The 19737-nt window shown below is 54.4% G+C and carries 9 protein-coding genes; 3 read left to right on the top strand and 6 right to left on the bottom strand.

Features of this window, described 5'->3' with window-relative positions; all coding sequences use genetic code 11:
• Window positions 1-499 precede the first annotated feature (499 nt).
• Window positions 500-1969 (top strand): sigma-54 dependent transcriptional regulator, encoded by a 1470-nt coding sequence (locus DRET_RS02850; RefSeq protein ID WP_015751023.1) that lies wholly within the window; start codon window positions 500-502, stop codon window positions 1967-1969.
• Between the two features lie 149 nt (window positions 1970-2118).
• Here the strand turns inward: DRET_RS02850 and DRET_RS02845 are convergent, their stop codons facing one another.
• From DRET_RS02845 to DRET_RS02830, 4 genes are all read right to left on the bottom strand, one after another.
• Window positions 2119-4200, bottom strand: coding sequence for an HD domain-containing phosphohydrolase (locus DRET_RS02845; RefSeq protein WP_015751022.1), 2082 nt, complete (start codon window positions 4198-4200; stop codon window positions 2119-2121).
• A 7-nt stretch (window positions 4201-4207) separates the two neighbouring features.
• Window positions 4208-4933 (bottom strand): transglutaminase-like cysteine peptidase, encoded by a 726-nt coding sequence (locus tag DRET_RS02840; protein WP_015751021.1) that lies wholly within the window; start codon window positions 4931-4933, stop codon window positions 4208-4210.
• Window positions 4934-4955: 22 nt separating this feature from the next.
• Complete coding sequence (locus tag DRET_RS02835) at window positions 4956-6299, bottom strand: HlyD family type I secretion periplasmic adaptor subunit (RefSeq protein ID WP_015751020.1); 1344 nt, start codon at window positions 6297-6299, stop codon at window positions 4956-4958.
• 141 nt (window positions 6300-6440) lie between these two features.
• Complete coding sequence (locus DRET_RS02830; protein ID WP_015751019.1) at window positions 6441-8672, bottom strand: type I secretion system permease/ATPase; 2232 nt, start codon at window positions 8670-8672, stop codon at window positions 6441-6443.
• 567 nt (window positions 8673-9239) lie between these two features.
• On the opposite strand from DRET_RS02830, the gene DRET_RS02820 reads away from it, so the two are divergent.
• Together DRET_RS02820 and DRET_RS02815 are read left to right on the top strand one after the other, a co-directional pair.
• Window positions 9240-14360, top strand: coding sequence for a beta strand repeat-containing protein (locus DRET_RS02820; RefSeq protein ID WP_015751018.1), 5121 nt, complete (start codon window positions 9240-9242; stop codon window positions 14358-14360).
• Window positions 14361-14423: 63 nt separating this feature from the next.
• The gene (locus tag DRET_RS02815) at window positions 14424-15776 is read left to right on the top strand and encodes a TolC family outer membrane protein (protein WP_015751017.1); all 1353 of its coding nucleotides are present in this window, start codon (window positions 14424-14426) and stop codon (window positions 15774-15776) included.
• Window positions 15777-15947: 171 nt separating this feature from the next.
• On the opposite strand, the gene DRET_RS02810 is transcribed toward DRET_RS02815, so the two are convergent.
• Window positions 15948-17522, bottom strand: coding sequence for a hydantoinase B/oxoprolinase family protein (locus tag DRET_RS02810; RefSeq protein WP_015751016.1), 1575 nt, complete (start codon window positions 17520-17522; stop codon window positions 15948-15950).
• A gap of 166 nt (window positions 17523-17688) precedes the next feature.
• A complete protein-coding gene (locus DRET_RS02805) occupies window positions 17689-19662 on the bottom strand; it encodes a hydantoinase/oxoprolinase family protein (RefSeq protein ID WP_015751015.1) in 1974 nt (657 codons plus the stop codon).
• Window positions 19663-19737: the final 75 nt, after the last annotated feature.

The raw sequence follows: 19737 nt of genomic DNA, 5'->3' as shown, positions 1-19737 counted from the left end.
CCAACATATAAAGAATACGGAAAAACGAATAGTGAACCTTACAGGATAAGCTAGGTTGCCGAAAAACTGGTGACCCGGCTTTTTTTTGCCTGCGCATACCTACAAAGTTAAACTTACGGCCTCTTCCCCAAGGTAACCGGATTTGGCGCAGGTCCTGACACTAAAACCATCGAAAAAAAATGCCTATCTTCAAAAAAATGCCCTAACCTGTTATGGTAGAGAACCGGAACACTTGAAGGAACCGAGAAACGAGCCAAAAAAAGGATGACAGGCAATTTATATTACAACCCAAACACCCTCTCATTTCCTTTATCGGCAAAGTGGCAATGCCCTTTAGCCGATATGGAACTGTAGCTTGTCAAACTAGGCAAGAAATCCCCTACCTTTGCCGCAATTAATGAACCGAATTCCTTACCTGAGCGCATCCTCCAGCTAGGAACAACTTCCCGCATCGAGCGGTGTCGTTGGATTTGGTATTACATGAAGGAATACAAGTTTTATGAATATACCCTCCTCCCAGCACACTCTAATCATTACCGACAACCACGCCGAAGGGGATCGGCTCAAAGAAGTATTGCGTCAGCTCTTACCCGGAACAATCACCATAATGCCTCTATCCACGCCGCACTACAGGGTGTTGCGCGAACAAAATCCAGACTTGCTGCTTGTCGCCCTCCAGCAGGAAAACCCCTCCGGCTTAAGACATCTGCATCGCTTCCACACGGAAAAAGAGAATAGCCTGTCTATTGCCATCGTGCCTGAAGGAGATCGTGAACTAACGATTGAAGCCATGCATTCCGGGGCTCAGGCCCATATAGCTTCGCCTCTGCATCCGGAAGAGGTCGAGCTCGTCGTTTCTCGAGTAATGCCCCGCACTCATCTCGTCAGCAAATCAGAAATACCGGCCCCAAAGCTCCGAGAAAGTGATGGTTTCCACGGCATAGTCGGCAACACCACCGTCATGCGTGAACTTTTTGACCTCATCGATCGCATCGGCGAGGAAGGGGAGAGCACGATCCTGCTGCAAGGGGAAAGTGGGGTCGGTAAAGAATTGGTCGCTCAGGCGCTGCACGCCTGCAGTCCACGCGCCGGGCACAATTTTGTCCCCGTCAATTGCGCGGCCATTCCGGACAGCCTTCTGGAAAGCGAACTCTTCGGCTATGAGAAAGGCGCTTTCACTGGCGCGACCCAGGCGAAGAAAGGACGCTTCCAACACGCAAACGGCGGGACTCTGTTTCTCGATGAAATCGGAGAAATGCGGCCGGAGTTGCAGGCCAAGCTTCTGCGGGTCCTGCAGGAAAAAGAATTCGAACCTGTCGGCGGCATGAAGCCGGTCCAGGCTGATGTGCGCGTCATTGCCGCCACGAATATCAACCTTGAACTGGCAGTCAACGAAGGCCGGTTCCGCACCGATCTCTACTACCGGCTCAATGTGGTACCCTTAGAAATACCGCCGCTCAGGGATCGGGTTGAAGACATACCGCTTCTGCTCGACAAATTCACCCGGCTGTTCAACAGGGGCAAGCAATCACAACCGAAGCGGTTTTCGGCCAATGCGCTCAAGGCGCTTCAGGAGTATCCATGGCCGGGTAATGTCCGGGAACTCAAAAATATCGTCCAGCGCTTGTGTGTCCTGCACCGCAAAGCAGTGGTCAGGGTCCAGGACCTCCCGCCCCAAATCGTCTCCGATCCGGAACTGCTTCATACCCCCGAGGAGGAGGAGGAAGAGGCCCTTTCCGCGGCTGTGCAAGATCTTCCGGACATGCCGGATATGGAAGAGGAAACCGATTTCAATACCCGGGTCAGCGAATTTGAAGACCGCCTTATCCTGCAAGCGCTGATCGCCACCAATGGGAACAAAAAACAAGCAGCGGAAAAATTGAATCTCAAACGCACGACCCTTCTTGAAAAAATCAAGAAGAAACAGCTTGATAAAGTCTTCAACTCCCTGCAGAAAAAGCAGGCCTGACTCTCGACGTCCCCGCTGCGGGCCTGCAGCCAGAGCACGTTGTCGCCCCTAGAGACGCTTCTTTACGCGGCCACTCGCCCTGAGCCAGTCGAACCACGTCAGGTTCATATGCGCATCACTCGGTGCTCCCCCCCACTCCTTCCAGCAGCTCAAATCCCGCATTCCGCGCGATACGTATCCTGTTTCGCCTGTTCCAGCAGCCTCTCCCCCTGACGCGTGTTCAACACAAGCCGTAAGTTCTCCAAGACTCTGCCGTCGTATATGGTTCCGGCATGCTGTTCTAAAACAGCCAAGGCTTGGCCGACCTGCATGGCCGGGCGGTAAGCTCTGGGACGGATCATGGCGCAAAAGGCATTGGCAACCGCCAGTATTCTGGCTGGCAAGGAAATCTCCTCTGCCATCTTCCCGGATGGGTAGCCGCTGCCGTCCAGATGCTCGTTCATTTGGGCGAGCAGGTCCAGAACCGGCATCTCGAAATCGATCCCACACAGGATGCGCTCAGCATGTTCGACATGCTGCTGCATGATCTCACGCTCCTCGTCGGTCAAGGTCCCGGTCTTGGTCAAAATAGACTCGTCGATGAACAACTTCCCGATCTGAGAAAGATTCGCCGCCATTTCCATTGCCGTCCGATCAGAAGAGGAAACCTCCATATAATCTCCCAGAGCGACGGCCAATGCACCCATCAATCGGGAGTGGCCCGCCAGATAGGGGTCACTCATCTCCACGGTCCGGACCAGGGCTTCAACGGTTTTGCGCACCAATCGCTCATGGCGCTCCTGAGCAGCCACCATGGCAGTGATATCCTTGGCGATGGAGACAATACCGACGATATTCCCCTGGCTGTCGCGGTGAGGCGCTTTGGAAAACTGGAGGGTATGTGCCTGGGATTGGAGATAGACCTGTTCGATGACGCTGACATCCTGCCCATGAGCGTAGACATTGTGGTCTGAACGTTCCAAACGTTTGCCGGTATCATACCCGAACAGGGCCACATCATCCTGACCGACCACCTGATCGGCATCACGCCCCAACGCCCCAGCCATGGCCGGATTGACGTATTCATACGTTCCCTGGGCGCTTTTCAGAGCAATAAAATCCGGAGCGGTTTCATAAATACTTTTCAAAAGCGACCGCTGACGCTCTAACTGGCTGTTGAGATCTCGAAACCAGGCTCGGATGCGTTCACTTTCGGCAAAGCTCAAACGCCACCAGACCGCGCCAAACGCCGTGCCCAAAAGCAGGGCCCCCAGAATAGTCATAAAAATGGCTGTCCGCCGATAGGAGTGCAGGTCGGCGCGGGCGACACGGTAATCCTGCTCCTGGATGATCCACCACCCCGGTTCCGGTACTTTGACACCCAAAGAATAGACCCGTTTGCCGTTTTCGATTTCCTGACGCACGGCAAAGGGAATCTCTTCACGATTTTCAGCCGCGGGCAAGGAGGGAATAGGGCGCAGCCTGTCGGGCAACCAGGGAACAATCTCCTGGTGGACACCGTTGTTTGTCTGGACAAGTCGCGTCTGATGCCCCTGATCCGTGTAGGGAATTCCAGCCAGAATTTCGGAAATCTTGTCCGTTACCGCACGATTGAGCAATAACGCCGCCACCGGCTTGCTTTCGGCAAACCGGTTGTGTTGTTGCGGCGGAAAAATGGGCAGGGCCATATCCAGAACAAGGCCGCTGGCTGTAAATCGCAGAGGAGCGAACACCCCCCGCTTTTTCTCCAGACACTGCGTCACCAGATCCTTTTGATTTCCAGTCAGGGGAGCTATGGAAGATTGCGTTGAGACATAGGCTTTGCCGCTGCGGTGGACCACGCGTCCGGCCAGAAAACCGGAATACTCCACGAATTCCTTAAGTAGCGTCTCCATCATCGGCAATTGGGCCGCCAATTGCTGCAGCCCATCGCTGCCACTTTGCAGTGGAGCCCCCCCGACCAGGCGGGAAATATCCTCTTCAATGGCATCGGCTTCGGCTGCGTACAATTGGAAGACTTCCGAACGGACCACTCGATCTCCCTGTCGCTCCAACCCGCTCAGCCACGTGGAGATGACCTCCACCCGTCCCTTGCCAAGAATCTCCAGGCGGGTTTCCAATTCCTGTTCCAAACTGGCTTCTTTCTCAGCGGTACTCCATTGGATGAAGACAATAGCGCCGAGGAGAACAAGCAACAGGAGAAAGATACCCAATTTAAGGGTCTTGGTCTTAATGGCCGTTTCTTTTCCCATAAAAGCCTCACCGCGGTCTCAAGGTAGAGAGGGAGGTGGGGGAATGCTGACGCGGAATGACATGTGCCCACCGGTAGTGTTCATTCACTGAATATTGAGGGTGGTAATGGCCATATTTGTCCTGAGACACAACGAGATCTGACAAATTGTCGAGGATCACGGCCTTGTCGGCAAGCTGGACGCGGAGCACCGCATGGGTGACATTCCGGATTGTATCCCGAACCACGACAATGCGGAGCCTTTCAACCGCAAAGCCCATCTCCCGTAGCGCATAATATTTGACGATACAGAAATCCTCGCAATCTCCGGATTGACGGAGGAATTCCAGCGGCGTCGCCCAATAATCAAACACCCCATAGGCTTCAGGATCCATCCGATAGGGCCAACGGTTCAGTCGGGCATTCACCTTTTGGAGTTGTTGTCGTTCAGACAGATCGTTCCCCTGTTCCAGGAGTGCCTGCCAGGTTGTGGCCGCATCAGGGCAGCCTTGAGCGCCCACAGTGCAATTTCCGAGCAGGGACACCTCTTGCGGAGCTTCACGGACGACCCGTTTCCATTGCGGCAAAGCGCTCAAGGAGCCACGAAAGGACAAGGCGCCCAGCACTCGCCCCGCCGTTTTTGGGGCCGCACCGGCTGTGTCGGCCAGACCCAAGACGCCCAGAAGAAGGAGGACCCACACAATATGCTGCGTCAAAAGTGAAACAATCCGTTGCGGTTGTTGCTGAGCACCCATGGAGAAGGCCCGTACGCCAAGCTCACCGCTCTCGCAAGGCGTTTTGTTTGGCCTTGAAGATCGGCTTGAGCAAATAGTCGAGAACGGACTTTTTCCCGGTTAAAACATCTACTGTGGCCGTCATACCCGGAATGATGGGCAAAGTGTTGCCCCTGTACGTCAACGCATTGGTTCTGGTCCGCAATTTGACCTTATAAAAACTCTCCCCTTCTTCATTGGACAGGGTGTCAGCGCTTATTTGCTCTACCACACCTTCAAGACCGCCGTAGATGGAAAAGTCATACGCCGAAACCTTGATCATCGCCTTTTGCCCTGGATGGATAAAGGCGATATCAGCCGGGCGGATCGATGCTTCGACCAATAAGGTGTCATCCACAGGAACGATTTCCATGATGGGTTCGCCGGGTTGGATCACGCCTCCGATCGTGTTCACGAGAAGTTGCTTAATAGTACCGCGCACGGGGGAACGGACATCTGTGCGTTGGACACGATCCTCGCCTGCAGTCAGCAGTTCCTGAAGGGAATTGAACTGCACCCGCTGCCGGTTCATCTCCTCCAGCGCCGCGGCCTCAAATTCGGCTCGACGCTGTTCAAGACGTTCGCGGACTTCGATTGCCGCATTATTGGCCCGGGGAATGGAAAGTTCCAATGTCTCCAGGTTGCCGCGCAGGCTGATAATCTCCCGTTCAAGCTGGAGGAATTCTACCCGGGGGTAAATCTGTTTTTTAACCAGCGGTTCTGCGATATCGCGCTGCTCCAGGGCCACGGCAAGATTCGCCTCCATTTGCTTTTTACGGCTTTTCATCTCGGCAACTTCTTGGAGCTTTTGCGTATATTGGGAGCGCAAAACGCGAACTTCCTGCTCTAACTGCCGTTTTCGCGCTTCATAGATGGCGCGCTGGTCCTCGACAATATCCGGGGCTTCCCGAAGCAACTCTTCTGAGAATTCAGGCTCTTTTCCCTGAACCTCTGCTTGCAGACGAGCGATTGCGGCGCGGTGTTGCAGGGATTGGTGGTAGGCGTCCTGCACTTGGCTGACGGCCGTCACATTGCTCAGTCGCACGAGGACATCGCCCTCATCGACAAGCTGATTTTCATCCACCAGGATATCTTCAATAATCCCCCCCTCAAGATTCTGGATAACCTGTGTTCGTCTCGACGAGACCACCTTCCCGACGCCGCGGGTGACTTCATCAAGGATGGCGAAATGGGCCCAGGCAATCAGGGCGCAAATACAAAGGATTATGGCCGCAGAAAGCACGTACGCCGAGCGGTATCCTTTTCTGTGGATCGCCGCATCACCGACATGGAGAAAATCGAGCTCGCTCGTTTTCGGTGCAACCGCTTTTCTTCGCTTTCTGGTCATCATATCCCCAAACAATATAGACAGATGGAACTATACTCCAAAGGCTCCTCTGCAGCGGGCCTGAGACAACCGTCGGTCGAACACAGGCATAATAGGTGGTGAGCAATTCCAAAAAGATGACAAATGCCTATTGGGCCCATTTCAATCCGCTTGCGTTCGGCCGGTTTTCGGAGGACGCATCAAAGCCCCTTGCTGCAAGGCGCGCAAAATTTCTTCCTTGGGGCCGTCAGCCGCGACACGCCCTTGATCCAGAACAACCAGCCGGTCAACCAGCGCCAGCATGCTCCGACGATGGGTGATAAGGATCAGCGTCTTATCGGGGAGAATCTGCTGCAGGCGGGCCTTGATTTGGGCTTCGGTCCTGTTGTCCATCGAACTTGTCGGCTCATCGAGCACCAAAAGATCCGGATCTAAAACCAACGCCCTGGCCAAGGCCACGGACTGCCGCTGTCCGCCGGACAAATACCTCCCCTCTTCCCCCACCGGAATGCCGAACCCGGCCGGATGCTTGTGCACAAAATCCAGCACCCCGGCCAGCGACGCGGCCCGCAAGACGCTATGATCGTCCAAAGCAGGCATGCCAAGCACAATATTGTCCCGAACACTTCCATACATCAGCCGGGGGTCCTGGGGCACGTAGCCGACACGGCGACGGAGTTCGGAGGGATCCAATTGCCTGATGTCAATCCCTCCCAGCCGTATAGATCCTTTCTGGGGCTCGTAGAACCCCATGAGTAATTTTGCCAATGTGCTTTTTCCCGACCCCATGGCCCCGATAATACCGACCCGTTCCCCGGCCTGGATATGAAACGAGACATCGTGAAGGGATTGGATCTGTGTCCCCGGGTATTCAAATTCGAGCGAATCAAAACCAACGCTGGGTTCGAGTTCGCCGGCGGCCAGAGTTTCCTTTTCTGCAGACCGTTCATTGGGCACGCGCATGAGCATGTCCAGACTCTTGAGCGCCATGCGTGACTGTTGCAGACGCGTCAACATGGCGGCAATCGCGCCCAGGGGAGCCATAGCCCGTCCGACCAGAATATTGCAGGCAATCAAACCGCCTAGAGTCAAATCCCCCTGGGCAATACGATAGACCCCCCAGACAATAATGCCGATACTCGCAAAATGGGCGGCAAACTGGGAAAAACTGATCGAAAAATTGGACAGGGATTTCGCCTTGGCCGACGAGACCGCGCTCATGCCCACCGCTTCTTCCCACCGCCCCTGAACCTGGCCCTCGGCCATATTGGCCTTGATGGTCTCCATGGAATTCACGGCTTCGACGATAAGAGCATTTTTTTGAGCATTTTCTTTATAGCTCTGGGCCACAACACGCTGAAAGGGCTGCTGTATGACGACGCCAACAAACAAAACAATCGGCACAGCCACTGCTGGAGCGATAGCCATCGGTCCGCCGATATACGCAATAACGACAATGAACAGGGCGATAAACGGCAGATCGATCAAAGCAAGAAGGGTTGTTGAACTGAAAAATTCCCGCAGGGACTCGTATTCTCGAATATTGTTCGCCAATGTCCCGGTCGATTCCGGGCGATGGTCCATACGCATGGCCAATAGCTGCTGCATGAGCTTGCTGGCAATAAGCACATCCGCATTCTTGCCCGCAGTATCGACAAAATAGCCACGCAAGATGCGCAGCAAAAAATCAAAGCCATAGGCGACCGCGACTCCGAAAGCGAGGACCCATAATGTGTCCAGGGCCGCATTGGGCACTACCCGGTCATAGACGTTCATTATAAAAATAGGGCTCGCCAAGGCCAGCAGGTTGACCATAATACTGGCGGGGACCACATGCTTGTAGATCGGCCAGAACCGCTTGATGGTTCCCCAAAACCAATCCTTGGTCTCCAACAGCTTGATATCACTAGCCCGTTTATCGGCCCGGTAAGCGAGCTGACAAAATATGGCATAGCCGGTGTACTGCTTTTCGAATTCTTCCAACGGCAGTGTCTGCGTCGCTTCCGGAACTTCAGGGAAAATCGCCTTGACCCTCCCGTCCTCAATGCCAGTCACAACAGCGGCATTGCCTTCCTGCAAAAGGGCAACGCACGGCAAGACCAGGGAAGAAATCTTGCCCAAATCCCGGCGGACAAGACGGGCGTGCATGCCGGCCTGCTCGGCAGCCCGGATACACTGCGAAACGGTCGGGTCCTGAGCCTTTTGGGGCAACCCTGCCTTGAGGACATCCTGGCGAATGGGACGCCCTAACTGGGAGGACGCAATGGACAACGCCTGAACAAGTGGAGATTCATAATCAACGGTTCCAGGAGAAACCACATGCTCTCGTTGCTTACGCGACGTCCCAGAAGACTGGGCGTGGATTGCGGCGGAAGGGGAAGCCTTTTGGGTCATACGATACTGCAAGCTCCTGTGATAAAGGATATGCCTTTCTAAAGAGCAAAAAAACGGCCTCCTGGCAACGGGAAAATACGCTTTTCATGGTAAAAATCTTTTATTTTTCCATACGTTGTCCGACAGATACGTTCGCATTCTCCCCTAAAAGCACATAACTCCCAGACAATACAGATCAAAAACATGACTATCGAAAATTTCTACCCTTTTGCTGAGCGCAACCTTATTAATCATCGTGGCCGGAATCCCTGCATTTGTCCAAGTATGTAAATTCATTCTCTTCAATTCTTTTAAAACAAAATCGGTGGTTTCTGCTTGACATTTTCCCCCTGCTTTGTAGTGATACCATCAGATACAGAAGCCACATTTCTTCACTGGAAATGAAAAGAGGCAAAAATAATGGGGAAAGGGGTTGCACTTAAAATTAATAATGATTATCAAAATAATCATGACACTGACTTACCGGCTGTCATCACGCAGCCGAGTTGTCTTGAAGCCACGTCTCGACCGTGACCGCCTGCTTTGCGGGTGAGACCGGCGGCAACTGAATAGCTCCGGGGGTGGGTTATGGCCGAAAACACAATGAACGTAGCGCAAATGGAAGGGCAGATCGAGGAAGGGGGGCGCGAGACATCGAACGCCGCGGCCGAGAATCTTCAGACCTCGCAACAAACGCAACAACCGATCCCCGTCCCTGAAGCGGGAGAAACCCGTGTTGTTCAGGTCGCCCCAGGTGATGTTATCCAACTCGGTGCTGATGTCACCGAAGCTGAACTCATTCAGCAGGGGGGAAGTGTCCTCCTCCGTTTTTCAGATGGAGGAGACCTGCTTTTGGAAGATTTTATCAATCAGACAGACGCGGGCGAACCACCCACGTTGATTCTTGCTGACGGCTCTGAGGTAACCGCCGACCAGATCATTGCTGCCATGACACCAGCACCTGATGCGGCTCCTGCTGCCGGAGAAGGGCCGACCAGCGGTGGAGCGGGCGAATATAGAGAAGATGTTGGCAATCTCATAGAAGGCGTAAACCGGTTGGACGGCCTCGGACCGGATGCCTTGGCAGCCGATGCCGCTTTGGTCCCAGAGGCAGAAGGAGAGGGGATTCTCCCCGAAGTGGAGGAAGACGCCCTTCCTCTGGCCGCTGATGACGCCTTTACTATTGAAGAGGACCCGGAATCTCCTTTGGAAGGCGATCTGAGCCTCAACGACGATCCTGGTGATGCCCCGGCGACATTTGCCATTTTGGACGGCCCCGAAAACGGCACGGCGACCGTCAATCCGGACGGGACCTTCTCCTACACTCCGAGCGACAACTATAACGGTCCGGATTCGTTCACCTATACTATTACTGACAGCGATGGTGATACGGATACAGCCACCGTGACCATCGAGGTTACACCGGTCAACGACGCTCCCCAGGCCCTGGACAACGAGTACAGCACCGACGAAGACTCCAGCGTGGGTGGCAATGTCATCACCGACACCGGATTTGATGATGAGCTCAATGTCACCGGCGTCGATTCCGATCCGGAAAACGACCCCCTCACCGTGACCGCGGTTAACGGCACCGCCATTGAGTCTGGCGACACCATCACGCTCGCCAGCGGCGCCCTGTTGACCATGAACAGCGACGGGACTTTCACCTACAACCCCAACGGGCAATTTGAGGGCCTTGGCGGCGAAGGCAGCGAGAATTCCGCCGGTTCAGACACCTTCACCTATACCATTACCGACGGCGACGCGACTTCGACCGCTGACGTGACCATCAATGTCAGCGGCCTCAACGACGCTCCCCAGGCCCTGGATAACCAGTACAGCACCAACGAAGACTCCAGCGTGGGTGGCAACGTCATCACCGACACCGGATTTGATGATGAGCTCAACACCACCGGGGTCGACTCCGATCCGGAAAACGATCCCCTCACTGTGACCGCGGTCAATGGCACCGCCATCAACTCCGGCGACACCATTACACTCGCCAGCGGCGCCCTGTTGACCATGAACAGTGACGGGACCTTCACCTACGATCCCAACGGGCAATTTGAGGGCCTTGGCGGCGAAGGCAGCGAGAATTCCTCCGGTTCAGACACCTTCACCTACACCATCACTGACGGCGACGCGACCTCGACCGCTGACGTGACCATCAATGTCAGCGGCGTCAACGACGCTCCCCAGGCCCTGGACAACGAGTACAACACCAACGAAGACTCCAGCGTAGGTGGCAATGTCATCACCGACTCCGGATTTGATGATGAGCTCAATGTCACCGGGGTCGACTCCGATCCGGAAAACGATCCCCTCACTGTGACCGCGGTCAACGGCACCGCCATTGAGTCTGGCGACACCATCACACTCGCCAGCGGCGCCCTGTTGACTATGAACAGTGACGGGACCTTCACCTACGATCCCAACGGGCAATTTGAGGGCCTTGGCGGCGAAGGCAGCGAGAATTCCTCCGGTTCAGACACCTTCACCTACACCATCACTGACGGCGACGCGACCTCGACCGCTGACGTGACCATCAATGTCAGCGGCGTCAACGACGGTCCCCAGGCCCTGGATAACCAGTACAGCACCGACGAAGACTCCAGCGTGGACGGCAATGTCATCACCGACATCGGAGTTGATGATGAGCTCAACACCACCGGGGTCGATTCTGATCCGGAAAACGACCCCCTCACTGTGACCGCGGTCAACGGCACCGCCATTGAGTCTGGCGACACCATTACACTCGCCAGCGGCGCCCTGTTGACCATGAACAGTGACGGGACCTTCACCTACAATCCCAACGGACAGTTCGAAGGCCTTGGCGGTGAAGGCAGCGAGAATTCCTCCGGTTCAGACACCTTCACCTACACCATCACTGACGGCGACGCGACCTCGACCGCTGACGTGACCATCAATGTCAGCGGCGTCAACGACGCTCCCCAGGCCCTGGACAACGAGTACAGCACCGACGAAGACTCCAGCGTAGGTGGCAATGTCATCACCGACACCGGATTTGATGATGAGCTCAATGTCACCGGCGTCGATTCCGATCCGGAAAACGACCCCCTCACCGTGACCGCGGTCAACGGCACCGCCATTGAGTCTGGCGACACCATCACGCTCGCCAGCGGCGCCCTGTTGACCATGAACAGCGACGGGACCTTCACCTACGATCCCAACGGACAGTTCGAAGGCCTTGGCGGCGAAGGCAGCGAGAATTCCGCCGGTTCAGACACCTTCACCTATACCATTACCGACGGCAACGCGACCTCGACCGCTGACGTCACCATCAATGTCAGCGGCGTCAATGATCCGCCTATTGCAGTAGACGATGTACCTTGTCCTGAGTCGGAAGACTTCACCGCCAGCTTGTTTTTAAACGAAGGTCAAAACGGCTCCAGTGCTTCAAATTGGTCAATGACAAATCTGTCTATTATTGCCTACGAATTCAACGGAGATAACGAGTCGGACACTTTAGCATACACCCAACAAGGAGTTGGTGTCCTGAGTGATGGGGAAAACAACCCTCCTAATAGATTCAATGAACTGGATTATAACAGAGGTGAAGACAAATCGGAATCGCTACAAATAAAATTCGATGGCTTTGTCAACACCTCGACTGTTACATTAGGCATGTTTTTTGAAAATGAAGGCCCCAATAATGGTGAAGAAATAGGGCATTGGCAGGCATTATTGAACGGACATGTGATTGCTGAATCTGACTTTGACTCCACAAATGACTCATCTGGCACAAAATCCATTACTATAGACACCGGCGACAAGCTATACAACGAGCTTATTTTCACAGCTAAAGAATATAGTGAAGGAGGGGGAAATCTTGGTGTCAATTCAGACAGCTCTGATTACTACATTAAATCCATTTATTCCTCCGGCCCATGTGACTGTAATGGCCCCTTAGCCACAACCGAAGACGCTCCGACTTCATCTTTAACTACACACATTCTTTCCAACGACTCTGATCCTGAAAATAATACGCTTTTTATCACTAACATCGATACCAATCTAACGAACGGCAAGGTTTCCTTCGATGTCGACACCGAAGGAAATATAACCAATGTCGTCTATGATCCTGATAATTATTACAACTACTTAAATCCTGGCGAAACTGCAACTGACACATTTTCATACACTATCAGCGACGGATATGGGGGCACTGACACAGCGCAGGTTACAATCAAGATCATTGGTATCAACGACTACCCCTCAGCTGAAAACGATATGCAATCTCTCAACTATGGCCACCTCCTTGCTACAAACAATACAGGGGCTACGATACTCTCCTCAGTCAATCTAGACCCTGATGCAGAGACAACATATACAGCTATAAACGAGGACATAGGCATCAAACCCGATGAAATGGCCTATGATGGATCTGGATTACTTTGGGCTTTCGACAATTCCAGCAAAAACTTTTACACCATCAACCCGTCTAATGGCGATATAAAATTCCAATACGAAGGAGTCATACAATCTGATGTCGACGGCATATCTTTCCTTACTATAAATGGCTCCGAGTATATGTTTGTTCTTGCAGGAAAAGATCTGTACACTCTCAATCCTGACAATGGCAACACGATAATTCCAGAAAGCTACTCCATAGAAGGAGCTTCTAGTAATCTTGCAGACTTAGTTTCTCTCAACGGTAAATTATACACCTATGCTTCTAATAACAATCTTTTTGAAATATCGCTTAATCCAGACGGAAGTGTTGATTCAGTAAACACCTTTTCTTTACCGAGTACTATATCCAGAGTCGACGGAATGGTTGGCGGTGACGACGGTAGCCTATACCTTGTTTCCTCAAAAGGTCAGAGTGGTGGGACAGTGACCCCTCTAACCATAGATAATGATGGAAATATCACCATTGAAAGTCCTTTCGATATAGATGGGGCGCCACTTGGCAATCTCTGGGCCATGGCTGGGATGATAAATTTCAACACAGAAGTTAATGGAAACGTTTTAGACAACGACACCGATCCGGAAAACTCATTGTTGGAAGTCACTCTGGTAGACGGCCAAAGCGCGAACGTCGGTACCACTGTTGATGGTGACTTCGGCTCGTTGACCCTGAACAGCGACGGGACGTACACCTACACACTGGACACGGATATAACCGCAGCCGGCCAGGACAGCTTCACGTATACCATTTCTGACGGATACGGAGGACTTTCCAGTGCCACGCTGACCTTCAACGTCAACGGTTTTATCCCAACTGGTTCCGGCTCGGTAATCACCGGGGACGAAAACGACAACATCCTTACCGGCACAGTGAACAATGACATCCTGTTTGGAGATGAAGGAAACGACAGCCTCACCGGCGACGATGGCGCTGACACCTTTGTCTACAGTGCTGATGGCGGCGAGGGTCAGGACACGATCCTCGATTTCAATCCTGGAGAGGATATCATCCGCCTGACCGATGTCCTGGATAGCGATACGGACGGACTGCCGGATCTCAATGAACTGGCTGGATCAGCGCAAGAAGTAAGTGTTGCGGTCAATGGCAGTGATGTCACCCTGACCATCGCGGGAACAAATGGCAACATGGACAGCACCGTCACCCTGGACGGGATCAACTCGGGAGCCTACGACTCGTACGACGGCGGAACGCTCCAGGACCTCATCGACAACGACCTGATCAAGGTCCAATACGAATCCGGTTCTTTTGACAGCTAATACCTCGGGAGGGGACTCCCCCCTCCCGACTTGTTCTCAAATTCCATCTGTGGGGAGGCTCCTATGAACACAAAGGAAATATGGAAATGGATTGGTTTGGCATTGATCGGGTGTTTTCTTCTGCCCGCCGCGGCGCTTGCCCAAGATGGACAGATGCAGACCCCGCTGAACAAGAGCGTGGTCTCCACGCTCAAAAACAACCCGCGCCTCGATGTCCTCAAAAACAATCGTGAAGCGGTCAAGCACGATGTGCGCAAAGCCAAGGGCGGCTATCTCCCTGATCTCGACGCCCGGGTCGGCTTCGGTGTCGACCGTCACAGCGACACCGTGAGTCGGGCTACTGATTACTACAACGATTGGGACAAACGTGAGGAATACAGCCTGGTCCTGCGCCAACTCCTCTGGGACGGCTGGGAGACCTCAAGTTTTGTCGGTGTGAGCGAGTCCAAACTCGATTCTGTCCAGCACCGGGTTTTTGATAATGCTGAATCCCTGGCCCTCGACGCGGTCATCGCCTACCTCGATGTCTACCGCCAGCGAGAGTTGGTCCGTTTTGCTGAAGACAATATGGATGCGCACAAGCGTATCCTGCGCTCCCTGCGCGAGCGCCAGGAAATGGGAGCTGGCAGCCTTGCTGATGTCCGCCAGACTCAGAGCCGTCTGTCCCGCGCCCGTTCCTCCCTGGCGGATGCCCAGGGCGGACTCCGTGTTGCTCTGGCAAATTATCGCCGGGTTGTGGGAGAAGCCCCTCCTGAAGACATGATTCTCCCGGTCAAGCCGATAGGTGCCGTTCCAGAGACACAACAAACAGCTTTAAAACGGAGCCGAACCGGCAATCCCAAACTTTCGGCAGCGACCTCGGACATCGAGACCGCACGGCAGAATATGCGACTGAGCCAATCCAAACTCTATCCCAATGTCTACGCCGAGGCGAGCACCTCGTACGATCATTGGGTGGAAAGTTCTCGAGACTGGGAACACAACACCGCGCTTATGCTGCGGATGAACTGGAACCTGTATAATGGCGGTTCGGATGTGGCCGAACAGGATGCAGCCATGTACCGTATGCGCCAGGCGGCTGCCGACCGCTACGACCTCATGCTTGAAATCGAGGACGAAACCAGAGCGACCTGGAGCCGGTATCAGACCGCCCAAGACAAGATACAGAACTTCCGTCAAGCCAAGAAATACAACCAGCAAACCCTTGAAATGTACCTGGAACAATTCAATGTCGGCCAGCGGAGTCTGCTGGATGTGCTCGACGCTGAAAACGAATACTTCCAGACTTCCGGTCTGCTGGTCACTTCCCAGGCGAACGAGATCATCGCTGCTCACAGACTCCTGGCCCTGGAAGGTTCATTGCTCTCCGCTCTGTCCGTCGACCCCGCTTTATACACTGGACCACCGAATAAATAGCTTGACCCGCTGAAAAGAAACAAGGCGCCCCTGGAAGACGACAGTTCGTTTCCAGGGGCGCCTTTATATGGCAGAATGGTGCAATTGGAACCCACCCGGACAAGAGTCCCGTGACCTCAATCCGTGCCCGAGGCCAGTCATATGGCCGGTGGACACATCCAACGTCGCCACTCAACCGTCGCCAGAGCCGTACCCCCCACCTCCCGGGGTCACAATCCTGACCTTGTCGCCTGTGCTCAGCCGGGCCTGAAATTTTCCGGGCATGGTCTGCGTCCGGCCATCCGCGCGGAGAATGGTGTTCGCGCCGCAGGCTCCTGGACCGCCACCTTGGAGTCCGTACGGCGCATGCCGACGTCGCTCCGAAAGAACCGTTATTTCAGCTCCGGACAAAAGTTCGATTTCCCGAACAAGACCATCGCCCCCTGGATGCCTTCCCGGGCCTCCGGTTTCCGGGCAAATCGCATACTGCAGCACGCGGAAGGGATAGGTATACTCGAGGGCTTCGATGGGCGTATTCAAGGTATTGGTCATATGTGAATGGACCGCGCTTTCACCAGGAACGCGCTTTGAGGCCCCCATACCGCCGGCCAGGGTCTCATAATACGAAAAAGGACGTCCGTTGCGTTCATCCATGCCGCCAATGGCCACATTGTTCATCGTGCCCTGACTGGCAGCCGGGATTCGCTCAGGGAGTGCCCGCGCCAAAGCTCCCAACACGACATCCACGATTCGCTGGGAGGTTTCCACATTCCCCCCGGCCACCGCAGCCGGATAGGTGGCGTCAACAATGGAGCCGGGACGTGTCGTGACGGTCACTGGTCGCAGGCACCCGCCATTCGTGGGGATGTCCTGGTCGATCAGCGAGCGGACAACATAGAGTACTGCGGAAAGCGTGATGGAGCGCACGGCGTTGATACTCCCCCGGACCTGATCGGCGGTATTGGTAAAATCAAGTTGCAGTTCACCGCCCTGCACCATGGCCACCAGATCGATCAGAATATCCTCAGCCCCGGCCCCATCGTCATCCATGAAGTCCCCAAAACGGTACTCCCCGTCAGGAATCGCGGCCAGGGTCTTGCGGGTCACGGTTTCAGCATACTCCATCAGACCAGTAGCGTAGCGGGTGACCGTGTCCAGGTCGTACTTTGCAATGAGTTCACCGATACGTCGAACGCCGGTCATATTGGCCATGACCTGAGCAGCAAAATCTCCCTCGCGTTCCTGCGGAGTACGGACATTGCTCAAGATGAGCTGAAACAATTCCTCGTTGCGTTGCCCCTTCCGAATGAGCTTCAAGGGCGGGATGATCACCCCCTCTTGATACAAGGAAGTCGACAAGGGCATGGAGCCGGCGCTCATCCCACCGATATCGGCATGGTGGGCCCTGTTGGCGACGTAAAAAACCGGTTTATCGCTCGTTTGATGGAAAACAGGCGCCACGAGAGTCACATCGGGCAGATGCGTGCCCCCCTGAAAAGGATCGTTGAGAATGACCATATCCCCCGGTTCCATCGGGCAGGCTGCTATGGCCGACTGCACCGACAGGGGCATTGAGCCAAGATGGACCGGAATATGGGCCGCCTGGGCGATCATCTCTCCCTGGGCATCAAAGAGGGCGCAGGAGAGATCGCGGCGCTCCTTGATGTTCGGCGAATACGCGGTCCGGGTCAGCGTGACCCCCATTTCTTCGGCGATCGAGGTAAACCTGTTTTTAAAAACCTCAAGTAAAATCGGATTGATATCCATACAATCTCCAGCGTTTCGATCTGGATGCGAAAATGTTCAGGCCGGAAATATGGACCCTGAATCTCTATTCATGCCCACGTATCAAGACGTCACCAGTTCTCCAGCCCAGGTTCCACGCAGGCGCCTCACCCTGGTAGAAACTGTAGCAACCTGGCGTCAGGAGCTGTCAGGAGCGGATATGTAAAAGCAGATTGCCGAATGGATCGACTTCAGCGCAGGCAAAAGGCGGCACGACGATCGTCGACGTGTATTCAACGACAATGGCGGGGCCCTCAAAGCGATTGCCGGGCAGAAGCCGGTCGCGCTGGACGACCCATGTCTGCCGGGACTGCCCCTCAAAAACCACGTCAAGGGTATCCAGCCAGGCTTCTTCCGGGATGCGCTCGCTCAACTCTGTAGTGGCCGAAAAAACAGGTTTTTCTGGCACGCCCCTGGCCCGAAGACGCAGATTGACAATCTCGGTCGGTTTTCCCGGATGGCAATAGCCGTATTTTTGTTCGTGCATTTGCCCAAATCGCTCCAGAAACGCTTCATCAAAGGGAACGATAATCTCAAACGATTGACCTTGATAGCGCATGTCAACGAATCGCTCCAGATACAAGGAAGCCCCTGCAAAGCCCTCATCGGCCATTTCCGTCGCGGCCTGCTGCTCCAGAGGCGCAAAAGCGTTTTCCACGTCGGGACCGCTATGGGTCATCCCGGGGAGCATGACCGTTTGGGAATAGTCCTTGATGACATCTGCCATGGACATACCCACAGCAGACAGGATGCCTGGATTTTTAGGAATCAACACCCGGGGCATGGAAAGGAGTCGGGCCAGAAAGGCGCAATGCAATCCCCCGGCGCCCCCGAAGGAAAACAGGGTAAATTCCCGAGGGTCAAAGCCACGCTCAACGGAGATGACCCGGATGGCCCGTTCCATATTGGTATTGGCCACATCCAGAATTCCCTCCCCCAAAGCCAGGGCGGAGAGCCCCGCCTCTTCAGCCATGTCGGCAAAGGCCGCGTCCATCCTTGCCCCGTCCAGTTGCATTGCCCCGCCGAGAAAGCGGTCGGCTATCAAACGGCTCAGAAACAGGTTGGCATCGGTCACTGTGATCTGCGCCCCTTTGCCGTAACAGATGGGGCCGGGGTCTGCTCCGGCACTTTCCGGCCCCACTTTCAGGGAGCCCCCGGCATCAAGGGTAGCAATGGAGCCGCCCCCAGCCCCCACGGTATGGATATCCAGCATAGGGACCTTCAGGGGATAGCCTGACAAGGTAGTCTCCAGCGACAAGGGCAATTCGCCGTTAATGAGACTGACGTCGGAAGAGGTGCCTCCCATATCAAAGGTGATCAACTTTTCGAAACCGGCGGCCCGCCCCAGTTCCAATGCCCCAACAACCCCGCCGGCCGGCCCGGAGAGGATTGTGCGCACCGACTCTTGCATGGCTGTATCCACCGAGATGCTTCCGCCGTTGGACTGCATGACGCGCAATCCCTTTTCCCCGGTGAACTCCTTCAACACATCAAGATACCGGGACATCTTCGGCGAGACATAGGCGTTGACCACCGTGGTCGACAAACGCTCGACCTCGCGAAACTCAGCCAGGATCTGGTGCGAAGCTGAAACCGGGATTTCCAATTCCTCGAGCACGGATTGAACGGCCTGTTCGTGGCTCGGATTGAGGTAGGAGAATAAAAAACACACGGCCACGGATTCAATTCCAGAAGACTGCAATTCCTGCACAACCTTTCGTGCAGCCTCCAAATCCACGGGGTCACGTTCCTCCCCGTTGCTGTCGATTCGTCCCGGCACCCCATAGCAGGCACACCGATCTACAATAGGCGCGGGCTTGGTGTAGGACAGATCATACAGATCACCCCGGTTTTGACGCCCGATATGCAACAAATCTTCGAAGCCGGCATTGGTCACAATCGCTGTGGGGACACCTTTACGCTCCAAAACAGCGTTGGTGGCTACGGTCGAGCCGTGCACCACTTGCATTTCCCGCCCCTGGGCTATGTGTTTCAGCCCCTCAATAACGGCACGGGCTGGATTGTCCGGAGTCGACAATGTCTTGTAGACTCCCCACTCGCCGTCTTTCTTGTAGATGAAATCCGTGAATGTCCCTCCGGTATCCACACCGATAATGACCATGTCCTCTCTCCGTTGTACTCAATCCACATCCATCTGTAATGGATTGTATGTTCAGTTGTATTTCGAGCCTGGCAG

This window comes from Desulfohalobium retbaense DSM 5692 (assembly GCF_000024325.1).
GTDB classification, from domain to species: Bacteria; Desulfobacterota; Desulfovibrionia; order Desulfovibrionales; family Desulfohalobiaceae; genus Desulfohalobium; species Desulfohalobium retbaense.
The sequence above is the reverse complement of the archived record's forward strand: the minus strand, read 5'-3'. Positions and strand labels throughout refer to the sequence as shown.

Excerpts from the sequence above, each read along its gene's own strand:
- DRET_RS02820 (WP_015751018.1), top strand. The coding sequence starts at position 9,240 with ATGGCCGAAAACACAATGAACGTAGCGCAAATGGAAGGGCAGATCGAG.
- DRET_RS02835 (WP_015751020.1), bottom strand. The coding sequence starts at position 6,299 with ATGACCAGAAAGCGAAGAAAAGCGGTTGCACCGAAAACGAGCGAGCTC.
- DRET_RS02840 (WP_015751021.1), bottom strand. The coding sequence starts at position 4,933 with ATGGGTGCTCAGCAACAACCGCAACGGATTGTTTCACTTTTGACGCAG.
- DRET_RS02810 (WP_015751016.1), bottom strand. The coding sequence starts at position 17,522 with ATGGATATCAATCCGATTTTACTTGAGGTTTTTAAAAACAGGTTTACC.
- DRET_RS02815 (WP_015751017.1), top strand. The coding sequence starts at position 14,424 with ATGAACACAAAGGAAATATGGAAATGGATTGGTTTGGCATTGATCGGG.
- DRET_RS02845 (WP_015751022.1), bottom strand. The coding sequence starts at position 4,200 with ATGGGAAAAGAAACGGCCATTAAGACCAAGACCCTTAAATTGGGTATC.
- DRET_RS02805 (WP_015751015.1), bottom strand. The coding sequence starts at position 19,662 with ATGGTCATTATCGGTGTGGATACCGGAGGGACATTCACGGATTTCATC.
- DRET_RS02850 (WP_015751023.1), top strand. The coding sequence starts at position 500 with ATGAATATACCCTCCTCCCAGCACACTCTAATCATTACCGACAACCAC.
- DRET_RS02830 (WP_015751019.1), bottom strand. The coding sequence starts at position 8,672 with ATGACCCAAAAGGCTTCCCCTTCCGCCGCAATCCACGCCCAGTCTTCT.